Consider the following 26,994-nt stretch of genomic DNA (forward strand, 5'->3'; position numbering starts at 1 on the left):
GAGTAACATCAACGCCATGCCTGCTCATAAACGACTTGAACTGCTCACGAAGCTCGGGAGTCCAGTTCATTCCGTAATGCCCGCTCCATTCATAGGTTCGGAGAACTCCATTTTCCTTCCAGGCCCCACCGCCGACGATCGAGTCAGATGTAGATATTTTGCCAGCATCCAATATCCCGTCATGCCCAAATTGATTGCGCCCCATGATGAATCGCTGACTAACCGGATCATAAATAAAGTCAATAGGTTTTGAATTACTCAGCCCTTGCACAGCTTTGGAAGATGAATATGCATCACTGACCTCCAAGAACCCCTTAGCTGGCCCACTGTCATTTGCCGCAGCTTTTGCACCATCTTATTTCTAGCTTTTTACTTCCGCAACCCCACCAGATGTTTAAATGGCCCGACATCTAAATCAAACCCCAGATCCGCAATTAATCGAACTGCCTCCTGGTATTCTTCGTCCGTGATAGAAATATCAAACTCACAAATATTATCGCATAATATCTCGAAGGCCAGACCTTCCTCATTATACGCGACATAGTCCAAAGCCCCTTGGAGCAGGCCCGCGTCCAAACGGCCGTAAAATTTATTCCCAAATTTAATAATACGGTCTGCAAACATAAAATTTACCTAATCGGCTTATAAGGTGGAACCGGAGCATCATCAGGAAATGCGGTAACCACTTTCCCTGTAGCTGGCTGGTATACAACTCGCATACGCACTCCATCACGAGTTTCATAAGCAACCCACTTGGCAGGGTCCCCTTTAGCCGTATAAGCACCCCCGGTTCCTGTCTGTGCGTACCACTTAGTGTTCGGAGAGGTCGTAATATCGCCGACCGCATGAACAATTTTCTCTCCTGACCAACTTTCAGGGAAAACGGTCTTCCCTTGCTGTCCTGGCCACATGTGGCCGCCGCTTCCAGGTTTATCTCCATAAAGGATATGCTGCTTTGCTTCAGGAGAAAGAATATCAACATAATCTTTTCCAGGTGCTTTTGCACCAACAACCTTCACTCCATCAATTAAGCGGGCTGGCTCTTTTACACCTCCGCTAACAACATCCGCCCCAACCGCTCTCGGTTCATTACCGGTGTACCGCTGCCAATCCGGATGGTATGGATTGGCCTTCATCTCGTCCGTAATCTTGGTAATGCTAGTCGGCTTGGAAACCTCCGCCATTGATTTCGCATGGCCTAGCCTGACATTCTTTGCCAGGTTAACTCCGGCGACAAGCTCAAGAATCTGTGCAAAGAAAGCCGTACCATTCCCATACTGTAGCCGAGTCAGCTCGCTTTGTATGGTGCTGATTGCCTCATTATTCGATTCTGAAGCATCAAGGACACCGAAGGAATTATTGACGCTCTCATGCCGACTGCTGTCCATCAAGGCATCGTTGGCGCCACTCTCCGACGCCAATTGCTTCATTAATGCCTGGCAGCGAATCGGGTCACTTTTGCACAACCCCGGTAGATCTTCATTACGTGACTTATCCAGGTCCGCATAGCGCTTGAGTACATCAAGCTCACATTTTTCCACGCCCTTGCAGCCTTTGTATTCTTTGGCGCGATTGCGGATTTCCTCATGCAGCAGGTAGTTGTACCGCGTACCGTTCTCCGCCACCTGCGCAGCCACATCGAGGTCGCCCTCGGTCGCGGCCGCCCCCAACACACCAACGATCTTCGACAACGCGACCAGGTTGGCTTCGGCCTGGGCATACTCGGCCGTACCCGGGGTCAGATTCGCAGGCAAGAGCTTGTCGCCGAGCAGGCCCACCAGCGCTTCGTTGGCACCGCCGGCGATAGCCCCCGTGCGGAAGTCACTGCCCATGACCTCGGCCATCAGCCCGCCGAGGGCTGAATGCAGCAGGATTTTCTCGAAGCTGCCGTCTATCGGCAGGTGATCGCCGATCTTGCCGGCGGCGTACGCACCGGCGGCACTGGCGGCGGTGCTCAACAGCGCGCTGCCGAGGTTGTCCTTGAAACTGCCACCGTAGACTGCGGTCTTGATCGTCGCGTCCGCGGCCGCCTTCAGCATGACGGTCTTCAGGCTCTCGACGTTGAAGCCCATGGCACCGGGGTCGAAGCCCAGGCTTTGGGCGGCGCCGGCGGTGGCGATCGACACGGCGTAGCCCTTGAGGCTGCCACTGGAGGTGACGTCCTTGAACACCGCGCCCAGGTTGCCGCGGTTGTCGATGGTGCTGACCGTGGCCTTGGTGGCGACGCTGATCGCCCCCGCCTGCAGCATGGTGTTCATGCCGGCCATCATCGGCCCCATCACCGCCGCCAGGGCGATGGCGATGATCAGTTGCGAGGCCGGGCCCAGGCCCGAGGTGTCGTACTTGAAGGACTCGTGGATTTCCCTGACCTGGCGCCAATCGACATCCCCGCGCTGTTCAGCGGCCTTGATCCAGGCCAGCTGGGGGTCGGCGGCGACCATCGCGTCGATGGCCTGGCTGACCGTCTGCTGGTCGACTTGTTTCAGGTCGATACGTAGCCCTTCGACGGCCTTGATGGTGATGGCGCCTGCGGCCTGCATCTGCGTCTGGCGCAGCGTCTCGTCGGTGTTGCCCTTGCCTTTGGCGGCGTTCCAGAACGCGTTGTTGTTGGATTTGGTGTGGCTCTCTTCGTGCAGGTCCTTCACTGCTTCGAAGGTGATGGCGCCGCCGCTGACCAGGTTGATGTCGTTGCCGCTGTCGAGCTTGGCCACCTGGTACAGCTGGTCGCCGCCACTGACCAGCGTCAGGTCACCGCCACTGCTGATCTGGCTGCCGACATGGGTAATGCGGGTGACTTCATCGCGCTGGGCCTGCTTGCTGCCCCAGCCACCCTTCTTCTGCATGTCGTAGAGGCTGTAGTCACGCTCCTGTGCGGCGATCAGGTTCAGGTCGTTGCCGGCCTGCACGTAGGCCTCGTCACCCGCCTTCAGCCGGCTGGCGACCAGGTTGACGTCGTTGCCCGCCTTGACCGCAAGGCCCTCACCGGCGGTGAGGGTGGCGGCTACCTGGCGGCTGTGTTCGTCGACCTCGTGGACCTTCTTCTTGCCCTGCTTGGAGCGGCTCTCGACGTTATGCACGTCTTCGCCCGCGACCACGTTGACGTCGCCCTCGGCGCTGGCGTCGAGGCGCTGGCCGGCCTTGGCATGGCTGGCCACGACGTTGAGGTCGCCACCGGCCTTGAGCGTGACGTTGCCCGTCGCTTCCAGGCTGGAGCCAAGCTGGGTCACGGTCTCTTCGGTGCGCAGCCCTCGGCGCAGCGCCTCGCGGCTGACGGTATGGTCCTGCACGGCGAGCAGGTTGATATCGCCACCGGCCTGGGCCGTCAGGTCGCCAGCGCTGTTGATCCGGCCTTTGTTGGTCAGGTCACCGCCGGCACTCATCGCCAGGTCGCCACGGGCATCGATCAGCGAGCCTGCGTCCACCCGCGTGAGCGTGCTGGCCCCCACCGTCACCTCGGTGGCGGTGCGGTCGTTGACGATGTCGCCCTTGAGTGCCACCAGATCCACCTGGTTGCCGCGGATCTCCCCTGCCAAGGCATTGCGAATGCTGTCCTTAGCCATCAGCGCCAGGTGCTCGTTGGCCTGGGCCAAACCGCCTTGGTACAGGCTGCCGCCGGCCACCGCGCTCAGGTCATTGCTCGCCCGCAGGGTGCCGACACTCTTAAGGTCGCCCCCGGTGACCAGCTGCAGGTCACGGCCCTGCACCAGGGCGCCGCCGCGCAGGTTGCGCGCATCGACCTTGGCCAGGTACAGCACCGGGGCCAGGACCTTCTGGCCCTCGACCACGCGCTCTTCCATCCACACGATGTCGTGGGTCAGCGCCGCCACCTGCTGGCCGGTCAGGCCGACGCCCACGCTCAGGCCCAAGGCGTCCTTGCTGGCCACGGCGTTGTCCATCAGGTACTTGAACTGCTCGTAGTCGCTGGCCAGGCCGTCGGCGAGGAAGCGCTGACCGGTCTGCGCCCGCACCGCGTCGGCCACCAGGCGTGTTTCGTAGCGGCCGTCACCGAGGCGGCGCCAGGCCTGGTCGGGGTCGTAGCCAAGGTTGCCGAGCAGGTAGTCCGAAGCCATGAAGCGGCCCAGGTCGGTCAGCTCGGGGTTGCTCTCGACCAGGTAGCGCGACGCGGGGCTCTGGCTGCGCACGAACAGCCCGTACTCGCCCCGGGGCAGGCGGAAGCTCGGCAGCGCGGTGGGGTCGACACTGATGAACGGCGCGCCGCTGAAGTCCACCGGGACGAAGCTGACCAGGGTGCTGCCGTCGGCGGCGAGGGTCTCGATGCGCTTCACATCCCTCGGGGTGCCGGGGTCGCCGGCCTGGGTCGCCAACGTGATCTGCACGCCACCAGCACCGCTTGCCGAACTGTCCAGCGCCTTGCCGGTGAGCTGGGCGGTGTTGTGCGCATCCAGGGTGCCGTTGACCAGCTCATTGCTGACGTTCAGGGCCAGCGTGCCGCCGGCCTGGACGGTGCCGGCGTAGGCGGTATCGGTACCGGTCTTGATCCAGCTGGTCGCAGGCTCGGGCTGGTACTGGGTAACGGCGCTGGGGATCGGCGCCTGCTGCTCGATGGGCAATGCCTTGTAGCGTGCATTCCATTCGTTGGTGGCCGCTTCGGTGACGCGGTAGGCGTCCTGGCTCACGCCGCGCAACCAGTGGCTGACTTCCTCGATACGGGTGTTGAGCACCTGGCCACGGTTGTAGAAATCCTGCGCGCTGGCCGTCAGGTTGCCATTGGCCGCCAGCAAGCTCTGGCGGTTATCCACGGTCACCGTGTCGAGCGTCAGGTTGCCGTTGGCCAGCAGGCGTGCGGCCGGCGAATCCTGGGTCACCGTGCCCTTGTAGGTGGTGGCGACGATGTAGGCGCCGGTGTGATGGTCGCCGCTGCAATCGGTGCAGTTGATGCGGATTTCGCGGCTGGCCATGGTTTCGCCGGCGACGAAGATCTCCTTGGCGTTTTCCAGCGTGTCGACCTTGATATCGACATGGCCTTCGCTTTCGATACTGCCCGACAGGTTGCGCAGGCTGACCGCCCGGCCACCCCCCAGCGCCGCGTAGCTCAGGTCGCCCTTGCTGTAGATATCGGCGTAGCGGTTGAGCAGCGTGGCGCTGCGCAGTTCCAGGGGGCCACCGGCAAACAGCAGGCTGTCCTGCTGGTTGGCGATCGCCCCGCTGGCGTGCAGGGTCACCTTGCCCTGGGCACCGAGGGTGCCTTGGTTGTCGAGGGTGCCAGCGGAGATTTCCAGGGTCTGGCTGCTGGTCAGGCGCCCAAGGTTGCTCAATGTGCCGTCGAGCTTGACGGTCATCGGCCCGGCACTGGCGATACGGCCGTGCGCCTGGGTCAGGTTGGCGCCTTGCAGGTGCATGGCCTGCAAACTGGAGAACAGCCCGCGGTTGAGCAGGTCGCCGGTCATTTCGAGGGTCAGCTTGCCGTCGCTGAGCAGCTCGCCGTCGTTGGTCAGTTGCACGCCGGCCAGGCGCAGGTTGCCGGCACTGGCGATGCGCTCGCCGTTGTACAGGGTGATGCTGCGCAGGCCGCTGATATCGAGGCCGGCATTGGTGTGCCAGGTGCCGACGCCCTCGACGCTGCCCAGGGTCCAGGTACCGCTGCCCAGGCCGCTGACACGCCCCTGGGTGCCGGTGAAGCTGGCTGCGTTCAGTTGCAGGTTGCCTTGGGCCACATGTTCCAGGGTGCCGCCCTGGTTGAGCAGGCTGTCGGCCTTGAGTTGCAGGTCGGTACTGGCGCTGGCGATATGGCCGCCGCGGTTGTCGAGCGTCCCACTCAGGGTGAGGCGGGTCTTGTCACCGGCATGGGCGATCAGCCGACCGTTCTGGCTGTTGTCCAGGGTCTGGCCGTCGAGGGTGATGGTGTCGCTGGCCTCCACCAGGCCGTTACGGTTGACCAAGCGCTGCACGGTCAGTTGCTGATTGCCCGCCAGGCTGCTCAGGGTGCCGCCGCTGTTGTCGGCGTCTCCGGCCACCAGGGTGATGGCGCTGGCAGTGAGGCTACCCTGCTGGTTGTCCACGCGCCCGGCGCCCAGCAGCAGCTCGGCCAGCGAGCCGCCGGCAAGCAGTTTGCCCTGCTGGTTGCGTACCGTGTCGGCCTGAATCAGCAACCCGCCGCTGCCGGCCAGGACCTGGCCTTCGCTGCGGTTGTCGAGGGTTGCACCGGTCAGCTCCAGGCGATTGCCCAGCACCTGCCCGGCACGGTTGTCGAGGGTGCCGCCGGTAGCGGTGACTTTCACCACCTGCTGGCCGACCACTACACCGTGTTGGTTGTCGACGCTGGCGGCACTGACCTCCACCGCGGAAGCGGTCGCTTGCAGGCGCCCGCCGCTGTTATCTACCGCACCGCTGACCTTGACGTTCAGCGCACCCGTTTCGGCGACCACCCGCCCTTTGCCACTGTTGTCCAGGCGTTGGCCATCGAGCGCGACACTGGCGCCCAGCAGCTTGCCGCCCTGGTTGAGCAGCTCGCCGCCGGTGACCTGCAAGTGCGTCTTGGCCTGCAGGGTGCCGCCGTGGTTGGCCAGGCGCTGGTTGGCGGTGACGGTCGCCGCGCCTTGCGTGGCGACCAGGCTGCCGCCGGTGTTATCGAGCTGGTCGAAGCGGGCCTCGAGGGTCTTGCCCACCAGGCTGCCGCCCTGGTTGTCCAGCCCACCGCCCTTGAGTTGCTGGTGACTGGCCGAAAGCTTGCCGCCTTGGTTGTTCAGCTGAACGGCATCGAGGATCAGTTGCCCGTCGGTGGCGATCAATCCCTTGTCGCCGTTGTTGATTTCGCCGCCCGTGACCTTCAGATGCTGCGCGCCAGCCACCCGGCCAGCCTGGTTGTCCAGCCGTTCGCGGGCGGTGACGGTGGTAGACCCGGCGCTGCTCAACGCGCCCGTCTCGCGGTTGTCCAGCAGCCGGGTAGTGACCGTGAGCGCGCTGTCGGCCAGGACCTGGCCCTTGCGGTTGTCCAGGGCGTCGGCGACCAGCGTCTGGCGTTGGCCCTTGAGCGCGCCGTTGTTGACCACGCTGTCGCTGACTGTCAGTGCCAGGTCGCGGCTGGCCACCACCTGGCCGCTGTTGACCAGGCCCTTGCTGGTGAGGGTAAGGTCGGCGTGAGCATTGCGGCGCTGATCGGCCTCGACCCCGGCCTCGATAACACCCTGGTTGCGCACCTGCGCGGCGTCGATGCTCAGCTGCTGGCTCGCCGCCAGGCTCTGGTGCACCGTCAGGTCGCCAGCGGTGCGCAGCGTGGCGCTGCCGCCCGCATAGGCGTTGCCATTCAGCTCGGCCGAGCCAGCCTTGATGTTGAGGTCGCGGCCGGCACTGGCGTTGCCCAGGGTCAGCTGGCCAGCGGCATCGATGTTCAGGTCGCCGGCACTGGCGGCCATGTCACCGGCCAAACGCACCCCCACACCCCGCTCAGTGCCGACCAGGCGGATCGCCCCGGCGTACATGCCGCCCAGCGCCGAACTGTCGATGGCCAGGGCCGGCGCCGCGCTGCCGTCGTTGGCGCGGGCGGTGGCCTGGAGCGTGGCGGCGTCGACGTCGTTGCGCCCGGTGACGATGTCCAACTGTTTGGCATGCAGCCGGGCGTTGAGCGTGGCACTGCGGGTGATCAACTCGAAACGGTCGACCTGGCTGGCATCGAGCCCGGCGCCTTCGATGGCGATCGAACCACCATCGACCTGGTAACTGCGCAGTTGGCCGTTGCCATCGAGGATCGGCTTGCCGGTACTGAGGGTGACCTGCGGCGTGTTGATGAAGCCGCAACCGTCGCAGCTGATGCCGTGCGGGTTGGCGACGATGACCCTGGCGGCCTGCCCTGCTACCTCGGTGTAACCGCGCAGCTGGCTGGGGTTGGCCCCGGTGACTTCGTTGAGGATGGCGCTTGCCGCCTGCCCTTGCAGGTTGGGGTTGCCAAGGATGATCCCGCCCAGCTGAGTGGCCTGAGTACGCGCGGTGGCGTTGTTGAGGATCAAGCCCTCGCGGGCGACGTTGTAGTCGGCGAAGCGGTTGTGCGACAGGCCGCTGCCGTTGGGCGCGGCGATATCGACGATGGGCACGCCATTGCCGGCCTGGCCGAGGCTGGTGCCCGGCGCGCTGACCGCAAGCCCTTCGGCCTGGGCCCACAGCGGCTGCCAGAACATGACATTGGCCAGCAGCAGCGCCAGGGCACGTTTGGGCAAGCCGCAGAAGCGCTCTCGGGGTTGCAGGGCGGCCGAGGGTTGGCGGGCCAGGAAGGCAAACAGACGAACGTCCATGTCAGGCAGGTCTCGCGAAGCAGGTTTCAGATGAACAGGTCGAGGCGAAAGAACACGGGGCGTTCTTTCTCGGTAAGCACATCGGGGCGCTCGAGGGTGTGGGCGAAGGTCACGCTGGCGCCGACATGCTCGCCCCGGGCGAACAGCTCCAGCGCATGGCTGCTGGCGCGGCCGTGGTACTGGCCGTTGTAGCGGTCGTTGTCGATCACCCCGAGGTCGTAACCCAGGCCCAGGCCGTACTGGCTGAACAGCGGGCGCAGCGGCTGCCAACCCAGCTGTCGGGTCCAGCGCAGGTCACTGCGCCAGTAGCCACCGCTGTCGCCAGACAGCGACTGCTCACGCAGGCCGCGCACCGAGGCCAGGCCGCCAAGGCTGATGCGTTGGGGGCTGAACAGCACGTCCTCGCTGTGCTGCCCGGTGGCCAGGCTGCTGAAGCTCAGGTCTTCGCCCCACAGCTTGAAAGGCTGCACCAGGCTGAGCGTGGCGCTGTACTTGCGGTAGCGCGCCACGGGCTCGCCAGCCCGGGGGTGGCCGTTGGCCTGGGCGTCGAAAGCGCCAATGCCCTGTTGCAGGCCAAGGTCGAGGTTGACGAAGGCGGTGCCCAGGCGTCGGCCATGGTTGATGCCGAACTGCGCTTCGCTCAGGCGGTTGCTGCTGGCGCGCAGGCGGCTGTCTTCGATGTAGTTGTTGGTGCGCAGGTAGGCCATGCCGGCACTGAGCGCGGTCTTGCTGGTGGCGTCACGGTGCACCACGCGCTCGGCGCGCAGCTGGTGGCTCTGGCTGTCACCGCTCTGCTTGAAGGCGAAGCCCTTGGCGTGGATCGGCGAGCGGTACTCGCTCTGGCTGTAGCTGTAGCTGAAGTTCCACCAGCCCCACGGCAGGTTGTACCCGAGCATGGCGTGCTCGGAGCCCTGGCGATGGTCGCTGACCACGTCGTGGCCACCGCGCAGCACCAGCTGGTCGGCCAGGCCCAACGGGCTGTCCCAGTCCAGGCCGAGGTTGAGCATCTGCTCACCGGTGCTCGGCTGGCCCGCGTTGTGGCGTGACAGCGAGGCGCGCCAGGGCTTGCGTGGCTGATTGCGCACCAGCACCTCGCTGCCGCCAATGGCCTGGCCGGGGGTCAGCTCCATCTGTGCCTGGTTCGAAGGCAGGCGGTTGAGCTGGTCGACCATCTGCTCCAACTCGCGCAGGTTGAGGTAGTCGCCACTGGCGCCCGGGAAGGCCATGTCCAGCTCGCGGGCGGACAAGCCGCTGCCGTCGGCCGGGCGTAGCCCTTCGATGCGCCCTTCCACCACCAGCACCTGCAGGTGACCGCCGGACAGGTCCTGCTGCGGCAGGTAGGCACGGCTAGTGACCAGGCCCCGCTCCAGGTACAGGCTGGTGATGGCCTTGAGCAGCTCATTCAATTGAGTGACGCCCAGGCACTGGCCGGTGAACGGCTCGAGCACCTGCGCGCGCTCGCTGGCCGACAGGCTGTCGGCGCCCTTGAGCTCGATGGTGCCGATGGCAAAGCAGCGTGGCTCGGCCGGGTGCTGTCTCTGTGCAGGGCTTTCGACCTTGCCCGGCAGGTTGCGCAGTTCTTCCAGCCGGCGCTGCTGTTCTTCCAGCAGGCGGTTCTGCCGCTCGCGGATCAGCTCCTGGTCACCGGGAGCGGCCCAGCCGGTGCCGCTGAACAGGCTGGCGCAGAGGGCGCACAAAGCGATCAGGTGTACATGGCGTTGATGCGTCGCCATCGATCTTCCTTGAAAGTATCCAATTGAGTGGGCGCGCGATATTATTTAGCCATCATTCTGGCGTCAAATTTTAATCGCGCTTGGGGGCATTCCTTTCAAGGTGTTCGTGTCAGGGCTGCCAGGTGCTTGTCGTTGTTTTTTTAGCGCTCTTGAGATCGAGCGCCGCCCGCGCGGCGCATCGCTGGCAAGCCAGCTCCCACATNTGTTTCGGGCCAGTTATGCCTGTGAGGTCTCCACTGTCCGCCTTGGTGCATGTCTTGAGCCATGCGGGGCGTCGGTAGCGCCCATGCAGAAACCGCGTCGTACAAACAAGGCGTACAGCCGCGGCGGCGCTGGCAAAATTGGCCCGAAACAGATGTGGGAGCTGGCTTGCCAGCGATGCGCCGCNCGNGCGGCGCTCGATCTCATAGGCGCCGAAAAACTTTCGACAAGCACCTGGCAGCCCTGACGCAAACACCTCGAAATCGATGGCGCTCAAGGCAAGGAAGACTAGAGACCGAAAACCCGGCTGAACACCTCTGGAATGCGGTTTGCGAACAAGCCTACGCAGTTGAAAGACCCAGCCTACAAGCCTCAGTCAGCCTTCCCGAACCCCACCGTCCCGCCCTCCCAACGCCGTTTAACCTTCAGTTAATAAGCCCCCGCCAGCATGCCCTGACTCCAAGCGCTGCCAAGGCCCCGACATGCGTGTGCTCCTGCTCTTCCTGACCTTCCTGCTCGCCGGCCCGCTCCAGGCCAATCCATTTGCCGCCAAGCCGGACTTCCTGCCGGTGAACCAGGCCTTCGTGCTGACCCACGACCGCCTGCCGGACGGCCAGATGCGCCTGCATTTCCAGATCAAGGACGGCTACTACCTCTACCAGAAGCGCCTCAAATTCGACGGCCTACCGCCTGAGCAGCACCCATCATTGCCCGCAGCGCTGAACCACCACGACGAGTTCTTCGGCGACAGCGCGGTGTACCGCACCGAGCTGGAACTGCTGCTGCCGGCCGCCGCCAGCGGTGAACTGCGCCTGGGCTGGCAAGGCTGTGCCGACGCCGGCCTGTGCTACCCGCCACAAACCACCCCCATTGCCCTGGGCGGCGCTCAGGCACCAGCGGCAGCGGCCGACCAGGCCAGCGACCAGGCCCTGGCCGGCAGCCTGCAACAGAGCACCCTGGCCTGGAGCCTGCTGGCGTTCTTCGGCCTGGGCCTGCTGCTGGCCTTCACCCCCTGCTCGCTGCCGATGCTGCCGATCCTCGCCGGGCTGGTCATGGGCAATGGCGCCAGCGCCCGCCGTGGCTGGGTGCTGGCGGGGGTGTACGTGCTGAGCATGGCGCTGGTGTATGCCGCGCTGGGCGTGGTCGCCGCACTGCTCGGCGCCAGCCTGCAAGCCTGGTTGCAGCAGCCGTGGCTGCTGGGCAGCCTGGCGGCGCTGTTCGTGATCCTCGCCCTGCCGATGTTCGGCGCCTTCGAGCTGCAACTGCCAGCGGCGCTGCGTGACCGCCTGGACCGCGCCGGGCAAGGCACCCGCGGTGGCAACCTGTACGGCGCGGCGCTGCTGGGGGCGTTGTCGGGCTTGCTGATGGGGCCGTGCATGACCGCGCCGCTGGCCGGCGCGCTGCTGTACATCGCCCAGAGCGGTGACGTGCTGCACGGGGCGCTGGTGCTGTTCAGCCTGGGCCTGGGCATGGGCGTGCCGCTGCTGTTGCTGGTGACCCTGGGCAACCGCTACCTGCCGCGCCCGGGGGCGTGGATGAACCTGGTCAAGGGCCTGTTCGGCTTCGTGTTCCTGGCCATGGCCCTGTACACCGTGCGCGGCCTGCTGCCCGAGCCACTGCTGCTGGCCCTGGCCGGTGCCTGGCTGATCGCCCTGGGCTGGGCGGCCTGGCCGGCCCTGCAGCGCTTGCCGGCGCTGCGCGCTGTGCCGCTGCTCGGTGCACTGTGGGGCGGCCTGCTGCTGGTTGGCGCCGCCGCGGGCGGCAGCGACCTGTGGCAGCCCTTGCAGCCCTTCGCCGGCAAGACCAGCGTCGCTGCCCAGGCCAGCGCCCACGACGCCTTCATCACCGTCAGCACCCCCGCCGACCTGCAACGCGAGCTCGACGCCGCCAAGGCCCGGGGCCAATGGGTGCTGGTGGACTACTATGCCGACTGGTGCGTGTCGTGCAAGGTCATGGAGAAACAGGTGTTCGCCCGCCCCGACGTGCTGGCCAGCCTTGACGGTGTGCACCTGCTGCGCCTGGACGTCACCGCCGACACCCCGGCCAGCCGCGACCTGCTGCAACGCTACCAGGTACCGGGCCCACCCAGCCTGATCTGGATCGGCCCGGAAGGTGACGAACGCCGCGCCCGACGGATCACCGGCGAGGTGGATGCGGCCGCCTTCCTGCAACACTGGACCCAGACCAGGAGCCAAGGCTGATGCTGACTGTCACCCTCGGGCCATTGACCATGGCCTTGAACCACCTGCTGCTGCTCGCGGCGCTGGGCATCGCCTGCCTGGTCGGTTGGCGCGTGGCCAGGCGCGGTGGCGAAAACCCCGAGTCGGCGCTGTTCAACCTGTTCCTGCTGGGCCTGCTGTTCGCCCGCCTGGGCTTCGTGATCGCCTACTGGCCGATGTACCGCGACGAGCCGCTGCAAGTCATCGATATCCGCGACGGCGGCTTCCTGCTCTGGGGCGGCCTGTTCGGCCTGGCGCTCGGCACCCTGTGGCAGGGCTGGCGCCGCCCCGACCTGCGCCGGCCGCTGGGCTGGGCGCTGGCCAGCGGCGCGCTGTTCTGGGTGCTCGGCAGCCTGGCCAGCCACCTGTACAGCAAAGGCACCGAGCTGCCGCAGATGACCCTCAACGACAGCCGCGGCCAGGCGGTGGCGCTGCACGACTACCGCGGCCGCCCACTGGTCATCAATATCTGGGCCACCTGGTGCCCACCCTGCCGCCGCGAGATGCCGGTGCTGCAACAGGCCCAGCACGACTACCCCCACGTGACCTTCCTGTTCGTCAACCAGGGCGAGACCCCGGAAAACGTCAGCACCTTCATGGCCACCACCGGGCTGATGCTGTCCCATGTGCTGTTCGACGGCACCGGTGAACTGGCCCGCCGGGTCGGCTCCATGGCCCTGCCCACCACCCTGTTCTACAACGCCGAAGGGCGGCTGGTCGGCAGCCACCTGGGCGAGCTGTCGCGGGCCAGCCTGCGCCACGCCCTGGAACCTTTCGAAAGCGCCGAGGCGCCCGCCCCACAAGGAAACTGACATGCGATTGACTGCCCTGCTGCCCCTCACCCTCGCCCTGCTCGCCCCCGCGCTGCACGCCGAGGAACTGCCCAAGGCGATCCAGCAACTGGAGGCCAAGGGCGCGGTGATCAAGGGCCGCTTCGATGCCCCCGACGGCCTGCGCGGCTACGCCGCCGAGTACCAGAACAACGGCATCGCCCTGTACCTCACCGCCGACGGCAAGCACGTGCTGGTCGGCAGCCTGTTCGACGAGCAAGGCAAGGACCTCAGCGCCGAGCCGTTGGAGAAGCTGGTGTACGCGCCGATGAGCAAGGCCATCTGGGCGAAGATGGAGAAGACCGCCTGGATCGCCGACGGCAAGGCCGATGCACCGCGTATCGTCTACCTGTTCAGCGACCCCAATTGCCCGTACTGCAACATGTTCTGGCAGCAGGCGCGGCCTTGGGTGGAATCGGGCAAGGTGCAGTTGCGCCATATCATGGTCGGCATCATCCGCGAGGACAGCCCCGGCAAGTCGGCCGCGTTGCTGGCGGCGAAGGATCCGGCGAAAGCGTTGCTGGCGCATGAATCGGCGGGCAAGGCGAGCACGCTCAAGCCGCTGGAAAAGGTGCCGGAGGCGGTGCAGAAGCAGCTCGATGGCAACCAGGCGTTGATGGAAGAGCTGGGGTTGGCAGCGACGCCGGCCATCTTCTTCCAGGATGAGCATGGCCAATTGCAGAGCCAGCAAGGGGCGCCGCGACCGGAGCTGCTCGGCAAGATCCTCGGCAAGCGCTGAAAACGATCGCGGGACAAGCCCGCTCCCACAATACCCGTGGGAGCGGGCTTGCCCCGCGATGGCCTCCAACAAGTCTTACTACAGCGCTTCGAGCTCCGCCATCAGGTCGCTCAAGCGATCGACCTTGTCGTCATCCAGCGCGCTGCCTTGCAGCCCCTGTACATACTCCGCCAGCTCCTCCACCGTGCTGCATTCGAACATCGCCCGCAGCGGCACGTTGAGCGACAACGCCTTCTGCACCCGCGAGGCGATCTGGGTGGCCAGCAACGAATGCCCGCCCAGCTCGAAGAAGTTGTCGCGTACCCCCACCCGCTCGGCCTTGAGCACATCGGCCCAGATCCCGGCCAGGGTTTCTTCAAGCTCGTTGCGTGGCGCCAGGTAGGCCTGGCTGTGCTGGCCACCGATGTCGATGGCCGGCAGCGCCTTGCGGTCGAGCTTGCCGTTGGCGTTGTGCGGCAGGCTGTCGAACCAGCCCCAGTGCAGCGGCACCATGTACTCCGGCAGTTCGGCGCGCAGGCGCTGCTTGAGCTGGTCGAGCAGGGTGGCATCGGCGTTCACCCCCTGGTGCGCCACCAGGTAGCCGACCAGGTGCTTGCCGTTGACGCCTTCCTGCACCCCCACCGCCGCATCGCGCAACTCGGGTTGTTCGTGCAGGCGTGCCTCGATCTCGCCCAGCTCGATGCGGTAGCCACGGATCTTCACCTGGTGGTCGATACGGCCGACGTACTCCAGCACGCCATCCGGGCGACGGCGGGCCAGGTCACCCGTGCGGTACAGGCGCTCGCCCGGCGCTCCGAACGGATGCGGGATGAAGGCTTGCGCCGTGCGCACCGGGTCGCCGACATAGCCACGGCCGACACCGGTACCGGCCACGCACAGCTCACCCACCGCGCCCAGCGGCACCAGGGCCTGGTCCTCACCGAGCAGGTACAGGCGGTTGTTGTCGGTCGGCGTGCCGATCGGCAGGTAGCTGCCACGGGTGGAGGCTTCATCGACGCGGAAGAACGCCACGTCGTCCGAGCACTCCGCCGGGCCGTAGGCGTTGACCAGGCCGATCTGCGGGTAACGCTGCAACCATTGCGCGGCCAGCTCCGGCGGCATCGCCTCGCCGGTCGGCAGCATCCAGCGCAGGCCGTCCAGCGCCTGGTGGTCGTTGGCCAGCATGCCCTGGATCAGCGACGGCACGCTTTCCAGCACGGTGATGCCGGTGGCCTGCACATGGGCCAGCAACCCTTGCGGATCATGGGCGATGGCATTCGGCACGATCTCGACCGTGGCGCCGAACAGCGGCGCGGCGAGGAACTGCCATACCGAGATGTCGAAGCTCTGCGAGGCGGTCTGGGCGATCACGTCGTGCTCGTCCAGCGCCAGGTACGGCACTTTGCTCAGCTGGTTGTTGAGCATGCCGCGCTGCTCGACCATCACACCCTTGGGCAGGCCGGTGGAGCCGGAGGTGTAGATCACGTAGGCGAGGTTGTCCGGCGCGCTGTAGATTCCCAGGTTGTGGCTGGCCACGTTGCTCGCCTGCACCTCTTCCCACACCAGCAGCTTCGGCCGCACCGCACCGGCCACTTCATCGAGCAACTGGCGCGCCTGTTCGGCACAGGCCGCGCTGCACACCAGCACCGGGGTGCGGCTCAGCTCGACGATGCGTTGCAGGCGTGCCGACGGCAGGCCCGGGTCCAGTGGCAGGTAGCCGGCACCGGCCTTGAAGCTGCCGACGATCATGCCCAGCAATGCCAGGCCACGTTCGGCCAGCAGCGCCACCGGTTGGTCGATGGCCACCCCGGCCGCGACCAGGGCATGGCCCAGGCGGTTGGCCGCCAGGTTCAGCCCGGCGTAGTCGAACGACGCCTCCAGGCAACGGGCCACGGTGCGCTGCGGGTGCGCGGCGACACGCGCCTCGAACAGCTCGACGTAGCTCTGCTCCAGGGCATAGGCGTGCTCGGTGCGGTTGCAGTCGTCGAGCAGGAAACGCTGCTCGTCGGCGCCCAGCAATGGCAGCTCGGCCACCTCGCCTTCGAAGCCTTCCACCAACGCCAGCAGCAGGCGCTTGAATTCGGCCAGCAGGCGCTCGACGGTAGGGAAGTCGAAGTAGCGCTGGTCGAACGACAGGTGCAGGCCAAGGTCATCGCCCGGGTAGCACACCGCGGTCAGCGGGAAGTTGGTGTGGGTGCGGCCCGAGTCGGAGCTGGCGTTCAGGTGCTGGGCATGGTCGAGCACCGCGGTTTCCACCGGGGCGTTCTCGAACACGAACAGGCTGTCGAACAACGGCTGGCCCTTGGGCAGCTCGCTGCATTCCTGGATCGCCACCAGCGGCAGGTACTCGTATTCGCGCAGCTGCATATTGCCGTCCAGCAACCCTTGCAGCCACTGGCGCACGCTGCTGCGCTCGCCCGGCTGCGGCAACTGCACGCGCAGGGCGATGCTGTTGATGAACAAGCCGACGGTGCGCTGCATCTGCGGCAGGCTCACCGGGCGCCCGGCCACGGTGACGCCGAACACCACGTCGCGTTCGCCGCTGTAGCGGGCCAGGGTCAGGGCCCAGGCCGCCTGGGCGAAGGTGTTGACGGTCAACTGATGGGCCTGGGCCAGCTCGCGCAGGCGGGCACCTTCGGCGACCTCCAGGCGGGTGTAGCAATCGCCCACCACCATGCCGTCGCCGGCGTGGTCATGGCGCAGCGGACGGTCGCTGGGGATCGCCGTGGCCCGCTCGAAACCGGCCAGGTTGGCCTGCCACCACTGACGCGCCTCGTTCATGTCCTGGCGTTGCAGCCAGCCGATGTAGTCGCGGTAGCGCGGCGGCACCGGCAGCTGGGCCTGGCGGCCTTCGCCCAGGGCCTGGTACAGCTCGAAGAAGTCGTTCATCAACAGCGAGCGGCACCAGGCATCGATGAGGATGTGGTGGTTGCTCATCATGAACCAGTAGCGCTCATCGGCCACGCGCACCAGGCGCAGGTGGAACGGCGCCTCGCGCAGCAACTCGAAGCCGGCTTCGCGCTCCTGCATGTGCAGGGTTTGCAGACGTTCTTCCTGGGCGGCTTCGTCGAGGCCGCGCCAGTCCTGGTAGTCCACCGGCGTTTTACCTGCCTTGTGGATGATCTGCAGCATCGCTTCGCCGGCGTTCCAGCTGAACGAGGCACGCAGTGCCTCGTGGCGGGCGACCACGGCCTGCCAGGCCTGGGCGAAGCGCTCTGGGTCCAGGGCGCTGTTGATGCGGTAGCGGTCCTGCATGTAGTACAGGCCGGTGCCCGGCTCCAGCAGGGTGTGCAGCAGCAGGCCTTCCTGCATCGGCGTCAGCGGGTAGACGTCCTCGATCTCGGCGGCCGGTACCGGCAGCGTGTCGATCTGCTCCTGGGTCAGCTGCGCCAGCGGGAAGTCCGACGGCGTGAAGCTGCCGTTGCCGTCCGCCAGGCAGTGCGCGACCAGCGCCAGCAGCTCCTGGCGGTAGGCGTCGGCCAGGGCGGCGATGGTCGCCTGGTCGTAGCGCTCGGTGCTGAAGCTCCAACGCAGTTGCAGGGCGCCGCCATACACCTGGCCGTCGACGCTGAGCCAGTTCGGCAGCGGCGCGTCCAGGTCATGGGCCAGGCCCGCCGGGGCATCCAGCGGCTGGAACAGCGCGGCCTGGTCGAACTGCTGGTCGAACTGGCCCAGGTAGTTGAAGGTGATGCGCGCCTGCGGCAGGGCCGCCATGCGTTCGCGGCCGGCGTCATCGGCCAGGTAGCGCAGCACGCCGTAACCCTGGCCCTTGTGCGGCACCTGGCGCAGCTGCTCCTTGATGCACTTGATCGATGCGGCGCGGGAAACGTCGTCTTCGCCGGCTTGTGGGCTCAGGCTCAGCGGGTAGGCGTTGGTGAACCAGCCGACGCTGCGGGTCAGGTCCATGTCCTCGAACAGGCCGTCGCGACCGTGGCCTTCCAGTTGCACCAGCACCTGCTGGTCGCCGGTCCAGCGGCACAGGGTGCGCGCCAGGGCGGTCAGCAGCAGGTCGTTGACCTGGGTGTGGTAAGCCGCCGGGGCCTGTTGCAGCAGCTGGCGGGTCTGTTCCACATCCAGCTCGATGGCCAGGCTCTGGGCATGACGGTTCAGGTTGCCGCCTTGCGGGTGATCGCAGGGCAGTTCGTGGCGGGCGTTGCCCAGCTGGTTTTCCCACCAGCCCAGCTCGTCGCGCAGCGAGTCGCTGCCGGCATAGCTGGCCAGGCGCGCGGCCCAGTCGCCCATGGCGTGGGTCTTGGCCGCCAGTTGCTGTCCACGGTACAGCGCCTGCAGGTCTTCGAGCAGCACGCGCCAGGACACGCCGTCGACCACCAGGTGGTGGATCGCCAGCAGCAGGCGCTGGGCGCCCTGCCCGTCAGTCACCAGCAAGGCACGCAATAGCGGCCCCTCGGCGAGGTCAAGACTGCGCTGCACATCGGTATAGAGCGCCTGGCAATCATCGAAGTCCGTGACGGTGGCGGTCCACAGCAGCGGCTGGGCCAGTGGCTGGGCGTACTCGCCCTGCCAGCGGCCGTTGGCCTGGCTGAAACGCAGGCGCAGGCTGTCGTGGTGGGCGACCAGCGCGGTCAGGGCCTGCTCCAGCTGTTCGGCGTTCAGTGGCTGGCGTGCTTCGAGCAACACGGCCTGGTTCCAGTGCTGGGGCTGCGGCACTTCGCTGTCGAAGAACCAGTGCTGGATCGGCGTCAGGCCGCTGCGCCCCTGGCGCGGGCCCTGCTCGATGTCGCTCGGTGCTGCACTGCGGGTAACCACCGCGGCCAGGGTCTGGATGGTCTGGTGCTGGAACAGGTCGCGCGGGGTGAACTGCAAGCCCAGCTGGCGGGCGCGGCTGACTACCTGGATCGACAGGATCGAGTCGCCGCCCAGTTCGAAGAAGTTGTCCTGCACACCGATGCGCGAAACGTTGAGCACCTCGCGCCAAACCTGCGCCAGTTGCGTCTCAAGTTCGTTGGCCGGGGCCTGGTAATGCTGGCGCGCCTGCTCCAGGTCCGGTGCGGGCAAGGCGCGGCGGTCGAGCTTGCCATTGCCCATCAGCGGCAGGCTATCGAGCAGCACCAGGTGTGCCGGCACCATGTAGTCGGGCAGGTGCAGGCGGGCGTCGGCCTTGACCGCTTCGCGCAGCGCGGCCTGGGCCTCGCTGTCGGCGCCGGCCTGCTGGCACACCAGGTAACCCACCAGCTGCTTGCCGCCTGGCAGGTCGAGGGCCAGGACCACGGCCTCATCGACATCGGCGTGCTCTTGCAGGCGGCTCTCGATCTCGCCCAGCTCGATGCGGAAACCGCGGATCTTCACCTGCTGGTCGGCGCGGCCGACGTATTCCACCAGGCCGTCGGCACGCAGGCGCACCAGGTCGCCGGTGCGGTACAGGCGGCCACCGTCATGGCTGAACGGGTCGGCGACGAAGCGCTCGGCGCTCAGGCCCGGGCGGTCGTGGTAACCCTGGGCCAGGCCAGCACCACCGACGTACAGCTCACCAATACCGCCCTGCGGCAGCAGGGCCAGGTCCTCGTCGAGGATGTACGCGGTGCGGGCGCCGATCACCCGGCCGATCGGCACGCTGCCGGCGTCGCTGGGCATCTCGTCCGGGGCCAGGCAGGCCAGTGGCATCACCACGGTTTCGGTGGGGCCGTAGGCATTGAAGAACTGCTGCGGGGTGAAGGCCTGGCGGATGCGTTGCAGGTGTTCGCCAGTCAGCGCTTCGCCGCCGGTGATCACCAGGCGCACCGGCAACTGCTCGCCCTGCCCGGCCAGGTACTGGGCCAGCTGGCTGCCGTAGCTTGGGGTGAAGCCAAGGATGCTCACCTGCTGCTCGCGCACCAACTGGCAGATCTCTTCAGCGCCCCATTGGCCCTGGGCACGCAGCACCACGCGGGCGCCGCACAGCAGCGGCGTCAGCAGGCGCTCGCTGGCAGCGTCGAAGTTGATCGAATAGAAGTGCAGCTCGCAGTCGTCGCTGCGCATGCCGAACTCGGCGATCACCGCCTGGCAGTGCATGGCGATCTCACCATGGCTGACCACCACGCCCTTGGGCTTGCCGGTGGAGCCGGAGGTGTAGATCAGGTAGGCCTGGTGCTGCGGCAGGTTGAGGTTGTCCAGCGGCGCGTCGCTGTAGGCCGACAAGCGCGCGGCATCATCCTCCAGGCACCAGCTGGCCACCCCGGCGGGCAACGCGCCCAGGGTGTCGAGCAAGGCGCGCTGGCCGATCAGCAGGCCCAGGCGGCTGTCCTCGATCATGTAGCGCAGGCGGTCGAGTGGGTATTCCGGGTCCAGCGGCACATAGGCGCCACCGGCCTTGAGGATGGCCAAGAGGCCCACCACCATCTCCAGCGAACGCTCCAGCGCCAGGCCCACCCGTACCTGCGGGCCGACACCGCGCTCGCGCAGGGCGCGGGCCAGGCGGTTGGCCTGCTGGTCAAGCTCGGCGTAGCTCAGGTGGCTGCCTGCGAAGGTCAGCGCCAATGCGTCAGGGGTGCGTTCGGCCTGGGCGGCGAACAGGCTGTGCAGCGTGTGGGTCAGCTCGAAGTCCTGCTGCCCCTGCAACTGGCCGACCAGCACCTGCTGCTCGGCCTCGGCCAACATCGGCAGTTCGCACAGGCGCTGCGCGGGGTTGTCCAGCAGCGCCACCAGCAGCTGCTGCCAGTGCTCGGCCATGCGCGCGATGCGCGGCTCGTCGAACAGGTCGCGGCTGTAGGTGAAGCAGCAGCCCAGGCGGCCATCAAGGTCGGTGACCTCCAGGTACAGGTCGAACTTGGTGGCGCTGGCATCGTTGACCAGGTAGTCCACCTGCATGCCCACCAGTTCACGGCTTTGCTGGAAGGCCCAGCGCTGCACGTTGCACATCACCTGGAACAGCGGGTTGTAGGCGCTGGAACGCGGCGGTTGCAACGCTTCGACCAGCTGGTCGAACGGCAGGTCCTGGTGCGACTGGCCGTCGATGATGGCGGTCCGCACCTGGTCGAGCAGCGCACTGGCGCTCATCTGCCCATCCACTTCGCAGCGCAGTACCTGGGTGTTGAGGAAGGCGCCGATCAGCCCTTCGCTTTCCGGGCGGATACGGTTGGCCACCGGCGCGCCGATGCGCAGGTCGCGCTGGCCGCTGTAGCGGTGCAGCAAGGCGGCCAGGGTGGCGGTCATGGTCATGAACATCGTCAGGCCGCGCTGGCCGTTGAAGGCGTGCACGCGCTTGACCAGCGCCGGGTCCAGGTCGAAGCGGTACAGCTCGCCGCGGTGGCTTTGCACTGCCGGGCGCGGGCGGTCGGCGGGCAAGGCCAGCACCGGGTGCTCGTCGCCCAGGCGGGCTTTCCAGTAGGCCAGTTGGCGCGCGCCTTCGCCGCCTTCCAGCCACTGGCGCTGCCAGACGCTGTAGTCGAGGTACTGCACCGGCAACGGTGCCAGTGGCGATTCGCGTTCATCGACGAAGGCTTCGTACAGCTCGCCCAGCTCGCGGGCGAAGATGTCCATGGCCCAGCCTTCGGTGACGATGTGGTGCAGGGTCAGCACGAAGTAGTGCTCGCGCTCGCCAGCCTTGACCAGGCAGGCGCGCAGCAGCGGCCCGCGCTCCAGGTCGAACGGCTGATGCGCCTGGTCGTCGGCCAGCTGTTGCAGGCGTTGCTGACGGGGTGCTTCGGCCAGCGCGCTGAAGTCATGCCAGTGCAGTTGCAGGTGGCTGTCGTTGGCCACGCACTGGTAGGGCTTGCCGTCGATGCTGGGGAAGGTGGTGCGCAGGGTTTCGTGGCGCACGATCAGCGCCTGCAAGGCACGCTCGAAGGCGTCCACATGCAGCACACCCTTGAACCGCGCCATGCCGCCGACGTTGTAGGCCGGGCTGTCCGGTTCCATCTGCCAGAGGAACCACATGCGTTGCTGCGAGTACGACAGCGGCACCGCCTGGCGGCGGTCGACGCGGGCGATGCTGCCTTGCAGGTTGCGCTCGCCGCTGTCGCGCAGGCGGGCAATCTCGGCGCAGAAGGCGCCCAGCTCGCTGGCCTCGAACAGGGCCTTGAGCGGCAGTTCGACATCCAGCGCCTGGCGGCTGCGCGAGACGATCTGGGTGGCTAGCAACGAGTGGCCCCCGAGGGCGAAGAAGTCGTCGTGCAGGCCGACCTGCGGCAGGTTCAGCACTTCGCGCCAGATCGCCGCCACTTGCTGCTGCAGTTCGGTCTGCGGCGCGACGTGTTCACGCTGCTGCCAGACCGGCGCCGGCAGGGCCTTGCGGTCCACCTTGCCGCTGGGGCCAATTGGCATCTGTGCCAGGTGGATCAGTTGCGCCGGCACCATGTAGGCCGGCAGGCGCTCGGCCAGGGCGGCGAGCAAGCCGGTGGTCTGTTCGATACCGCTGTAGTAGCCGACCAGCTGGGCGCCGACGGCGTCCTTGTGGATCAGCACCAGCGCCTGCTCGACGCCTGGCTGGGCCAGCAGCACGGCCTGCACTTCTTCCGGCTCGACGCGGAAACCGCGCACCTTCACCTGTTGGTCGAGGCGACCGAGGTAGTCCAGCGACTCGCTGCGCACATGCCAGCGGGCACGGTCACCGCTGCGGTACAGGCGCGCACCGTCACCATCGGGCTGCGGCACGAAGCGTTCGGCGGTCAGGCCCGGGCGGCCCAGGTAGCCACGGGCCAGGCCCGCGCCACCCAGGCACAACTCGCCCGGTACGCCCGGGGCGGTCAATTCGAATTCGTCGTCCAGCACCCGGCACAGCACGTTGCCCAGCGGGCGGCCGATCGGCGAGCGCTCACCGTCGCTAACCTGGCAGTGCCAGTGGGTGACGTTGATCGCAGTTTCGGTCGGGCCATAGCGGTTGTGCAGTTGCACCTGCGGCAGCAATTGCAGCGCGCGGTCGCGCAGGGCCGCACTCAGCGCCTCGCCACCGGAGAACAGCCGGCGCAGGCTGGTGCAGCCGGCCGCCAGCGGCTCCTGCACGAACACCTGCAGCAGTGGCGGCACGAAGTGCAGCGTGGTCACCTGGTGCTGTTGGATCAGCTGGGCGATGCGCTGCGGGTCGCGGTGCTCGCCGGGGCCGGCCAGCACCAGCTTGCAGCCGGTGATCAGCGGCCAGAAGCACTCCCACACCGACACGTCGAAACTGATCGGGGCCTTTTGCATCAGCACGTCAGTGTCGTCCAGCGCGTAGCTGGCCTGCATCCACTGCAAGCGCTCGGCCAGGGCTGCGTGGGTGTTGCCCACGCCCTTGGGCTGGCCGGTGGAGCCGGAGGTGTAGATCACATAGGCGAGGTTGTCGCCATGCAGGTGCAGGCCGGGGGCCTGGCTTGGCCAGCTGTCCAGGTGCAGCTGGTCGAGGGCGATGGCGCTGACGCCGTCGACCTGCGGCAGGCTGCCGAGCTGGCTGCTGTGGCTGAGCAGCAGCCCGGCCTTGCAGTCTTCGAGCATGTAGGCCAGGCGCTCGGCCGGGTAGTCGAGGTCCAGCGGCACGTAGGCACCGCCGGCCTTGAGGATGGCCAGCAGGCCGACCAGCAGCTGCGGCGAACGCTCGAGGGCGATGGCCACGCAGGTGTCCGGGCCGACGCCCTTGTCGCGCAGGTAGTGGGCCAGGCGGTTGGCTTGCTGGTGCAGTTCGGCGTAGTCGAGCTGGCCGCCATCCCACACCAGCGCGGTGCGTTCGGGGGTCAGGCGCGCCTGTTGGTTGAGCTGCTCGACCAGCAACTGCTGGGGTTGCGGTGCTGGGGCCTGGCCCCAGGCCAGCAGCTGCGCACGGCCTTGCTCATCGAGCAGGCGCACTTCGCCCAGGGCCAGTTGCGGCTGGGCGCAAACTTGCTCCAACAGGGCCAGCAGGTGGCCGGCCAGGCGCTTGACGGTGCTGGCTTCGAACAGCCCGGCGGCATAGTCGAAGGCCAGGCTCAGGCGGCCCTGGTGGTCTTGCTCGCTGTGCAGTTGCAGGTCGAACTTGGCTTCGCGGCTGTGCCAGGGCAGCTCTTCGGCGAGCAGGCCGGGCAGGCGGCGCAGGGCCGAGAGGTCGCGCTGCTGGTGGTTGAACATGACCTGGAACAGGCCCTGCTCGCGGGCCTGGGGCAGTGCCTCGACCAATTGTTCGAACGGCAGGTCCTGGTGGGCCTGGGCGTCGAGGGTGGCCTGGCGCACCTGGGTCAGCAACTGGGCGAACGGCAGGCGGCCGTCGAGTTCGCCGCGCAGCACCTGGGTGTTGATGAAGAAACCGACCATGCCCTGGGTTTCCAGGCGCGGGCGGTTGGCGTTGGGCACGCCGACGCGGATATCGCCCTGGCCGGTGTAGCGGTGCAGCAGCGCCTGCCAGCCGGCCAGCAGGACCATGAACAGGCTGGCCTGCTGGTCGCGGGCCAGGTCGCCCAGGGCGCCGGCCAGCTTGGCCGGTACTTTCACGCTGTGGCGCGCGGCCCGGCTGTGCTGTTGGCTGGCGCGGGGCTGGTCGGTGCACAGGTCGAGCACCGGCAGTTCATCGCCCAGCTTGTCCTTCCAGTACGCGAGCTGGCGGGCGCTCTCGCCGTCGGCCAGCCACTGGCGCTGCCAGGTGCCGTAGTCGGCGTAGCCCAGTGGCAGTTCGGGCAGTTGCAGTTGCCCCTGCGCGGCATACAGGCGGGCGAATTCATCGAGCAGGATGTTCAGCGACCAACCGTCGGCGACGATGTGGTGCAGGGTCACCCACAACTGGTGCTCTTCATCGTCCAGGCGGGCCAGGGTCACCCTCAGCAGCGGGCCCTGGCGCAGGTCGAACGGGCGCTGCGCCTCGTCTTCGCGGCGCGCGGCCACCTCGGCCGGCTCCAGCCCTTCGAGGTCGCAGTGCTGGAGGCTGAACGGCAGGCTCGGCAGGATGCGCTGCACCGCCTGGCCATCGACCTCGTCGAACAGCGTGCGCAGGGATTCGTGGCGGGCCACCAGGGCCTGGAAGCTGGCCTCCAGCGCGGCCTGGTCCAGCTCGCCGCGCAGGTGCAGGCCAGCGGGGATGTTGTAGGCGGCGGACGCAGGCTCCAACTGCCACAGCAGCCACAGGCGGTTCTGCGCCAGCGACTGCGGCAGGGCCTGGTCGCGGCCTTGGCTGGCGATGCTGCCGGCGGCGTCGCCACCTTGGGCGACGATGGCTGCCACTGCGGCGCTGTATTCGGCCAGGGTCGGCGCTTCGAACAGGGTGCGCAGGCTCAGTTGCACACCCAACTCATCGCTCAGGCGCGCAGTGACCTGGGTGGCGGCGATGGAATTGCCGCCCAGCAGCAGGAAGTGATCATCCGCTGCCACGGCCTCGACCTTGAGCAGCTCGCGCCAGATGCCGGCGATGCGTGCTTGCACGTCGCTGCCTGCCACGCCTTCACTCTTCTGCGCTTCGACGCTCGGGAAGCGTGCATAGCAATCCAGGCTGCCGTCGTTCATGCGCAGGCGACAGGCCGAGCGCTGCAACTTGCCGCTGGAGGTCTTGGGCAAGGCGCCCGGGTTGAGCAGCAGCACCGCCGCCGGAGCCTGGCGGCAGGCGTCGGCGATGACCCGGCGCAGGGTGTTGATCAAGGCGTCTGGCGCGTGCGCCTTCTGCACGTTGCGGCTGATCTCCACCGCCACGCCGATGCCCTCCTCGCCCTGGTCGTCGACGGCGAACACTGCCACCCGGCCCTTGCGCAGCACATCCACTTCGCGCTCCAGGGTCTTCTCCAGGTCCTGCGGGTAGAGGTTCTGGCCACGGACGATGAGCATGTCCTTCAGCCGCCCGGTGACGAACACCTCGCCGTCGCGCATGAAGCCCAGGTCGCCGGTGCGCAGCCAGGTCTGGCCGTCCATTTCGACGAAGGTGCGGGCACTGGCCTCGGGGTTGCGCCAGTAGCCCAGGGCGATGCTCGGGCCGCCGGCCCAGATCTCGCCCACGTGGTTGTCGCCCAGTACCTGCAACTGCTGCGGCTCGACGATGCGCACGGCATGGCCAGGCTGCGGGTAGCCGCAGCTCATCAGCACACTGCCCTGGCCTGGTTCGGCGCGGTTGGCGGCAAACGCTTCGGCATCCAGCTCCAGTGCACCGATGCCCTGGCCGCGGCGGCTGCCGCTGACGAACAGGGTGGCCTCAGCCAGGCCGTAGCTGGCGAAGAAGCTGCTCGGTTGGAAGCCGCAGCTGGCGAATTTTTCCGCGAAGGTGTCGAGGCTGTCCTGGCGGATCGGCTCAGAGCCGGAATAGGCCACGCGCCAGCGGCTGAGGTCGAGCCCGGCCAGCGCGGCCTCGCTGACCCGTTCGCTGCACAGGCGGTAGGCGAAGTCGGGGCCGCCGCTGATGGTGCCGCCGTACTCGCTGATCGCTTGCAGCCAGCGCAGTGGCCGGGCGAGGAAGTAGCCGGGGGACATCAGCACGCAGGGCACGCCGCTGAAGATCGGTTGCAGCAGGCCGCCGATCAGGCCCATGTCGTGGTACAGCGGCAGCCAGCTGACGATCACGTCGTCGGGGTTCAGGTCGATGCCAAAGCCCTGGCGGATCAACTGTTCGTTGGCCACCAGGTTGCCGTGGCTGACCTGCACGCCCTTGGGCAGCGCAGTGGAGCCGGAGGTGTATTGCAGGAAGGCGATGTCGTCGTTGGCCAGCGCAGGTTCCTGCCATTGATCGGCCAACTGCGGGTCGAGACCGTCCACGGCCAGCAGCACCGGGGCATTTTCCCCGACCAGCGCTTCCAGGCCCTGCAAGCTGTCACACAGTGCCCCTACCGTCAGCAGCAGGCGCGGCTGCGCGTCGTCGATGATCGACAGCAGGCGCTCCTGGTGATGCTGGCGCGCCGACTCCGGCGGGTAGGCCGGCACCGCGATCACCCCGGCATACAGGCAGCCGAAGAACGCCGCGACGTAGTCCGGGCCACTGGGGAACAGCAGCACGGCGCGGTCACCGAAACCGGCACGGGCCTGCAACGCCGCGGCAATGGTGCGGGCGCGCTGGTCGAGGTCCCGATAACTGAGCACGGCCTGCTCGCCGGGCGCGTCGGCCAGAAAGCGCAAGGCGATGCGCTCCGGGGTCCTCGCGGCGCGTTGCGCCAGGGCCTGGACCAGCGAGTGCGGGAGTTCGAAGGCGTCCGTCATGGA

At 67.0% G+C, this 26,994-nt stretch carries 7 protein-coding genes and 2 pseudogenes; 3 read left to right on the plus strand and 6 right to left on the minus strand.

All coding sequences use genetic code 11. The annotated features are described in order from the left end of the window. The 5 genes and pseudogenes from IX761_RS24430 to IX761_RS24480 all read right to left on the minus strand — a co-directional run. Positions 1–307: polymorphic toxin type 43 domain-containing protein (locus IX761_RS24430; RefSeq protein WP_194792075.1), on the minus strand; the 307-nt coding region annotated here is incomplete at its 3' end. Positions 308–369: 62 nt separating this feature from the next. Continuing rightward, on the minus strand, positions 370–624 hold the full coding sequence (locus IX761_RS24435; protein ID WP_194792076.1) for a MafI family immunity protein: 255 nt from the start codon (positions 622–624) through the stop codon (positions 370–372). A gap of 5 nt (positions 625–629) precedes the next feature. Continuing rightward, positions 630–992 (minus strand): annotated as a pseudogene (locus IX761_RS27750) (EndoU domain-containing protein); the annotation flags it as partial. Positions 993–1,856: 864 nt separating this feature from the next. Continuing rightward, a pseudogene (locus IX761_RS27260) lies at positions 1,857–8,246 on the minus strand (DUF637 domain-containing protein); the annotation flags it as partial. Positions 8,247–8,272: 26 nt separating this feature from the next. After that, the gene (locus tag IX761_RS24480) at positions 8,273–9,979 is read right to left on the minus strand and encodes a ShlB/FhaC/HecB family hemolysin secretion/activation protein (protein ID WP_194792077.1); all 1,707 of its coding nucleotides are present in this window, start codon (positions 9,977–9,979) and stop codon (positions 8,273–8,275) included. A gap of 683 nt (positions 9,980–10,662) precedes the next feature. Between IX761_RS24480 and dsbD the strand changes: the two genes are divergently transcribed. From dsbD to dsbG, 3 genes are read left to right on the plus strand one after another with little or no spacing between them, the layout of a single operon-like run. Continuing rightward, positions 10,663–12,381, plus strand: coding sequence for a protein-disulfide reductase DsbD (gene dsbD / locus IX761_RS24485; protein WP_194792078.1), 1,719 nt, complete (start codon positions 10,663–10,665; stop codon positions 12,379–12,381). After that, the gene (locus IX761_RS24490) at positions 12,381–13,211 is read left to right on the plus strand and encodes a TlpA family protein disulfide reductase (RefSeq protein WP_194792079.1); all 831 of its coding nucleotides are present in this window, start codon (positions 12,381–12,383) and stop codon (positions 13,209–13,211) included. Before dsbD ends, IX761_RS24490 begins: the two co-directional genes overlap by 1 nt. Position 13,212: 1 nt before the next feature. Next, positions 13,213–13,968, plus strand: a complete 756-nt coding sequence (gene dsbG, locus IX761_RS24495) for a thiol:disulfide interchange protein DsbG (RefSeq protein WP_194792080.1) — start codon at positions 13,213–13,215, stop codon at positions 13,966–13,968. A gap of 78 nt (positions 13,969–14,046) precedes the next feature. Here the strand turns inward: dsbG and IX761_RS24500 are convergent, their stop codons facing one another. Then, entirely contained in the window at positions 14,047–26,991 is a 12,945-nt protein-coding gene (locus tag IX761_RS24500; RefSeq protein WP_194792081.1) for a non-ribosomal peptide synthetase, read from the minus strand. Between the last annotated feature and the right edge of the window lie 3 nt (positions 26,992–26,994).

Origin of the sequence: Pseudomonas sp. UFMG81 (genome assembly GCF_015354575.1) — a bacterium.
GTDB lineage: Bacteria > Pseudomonadota > Gammaproteobacteria > Pseudomonadales > Pseudomonadaceae > Aquipseudomonas.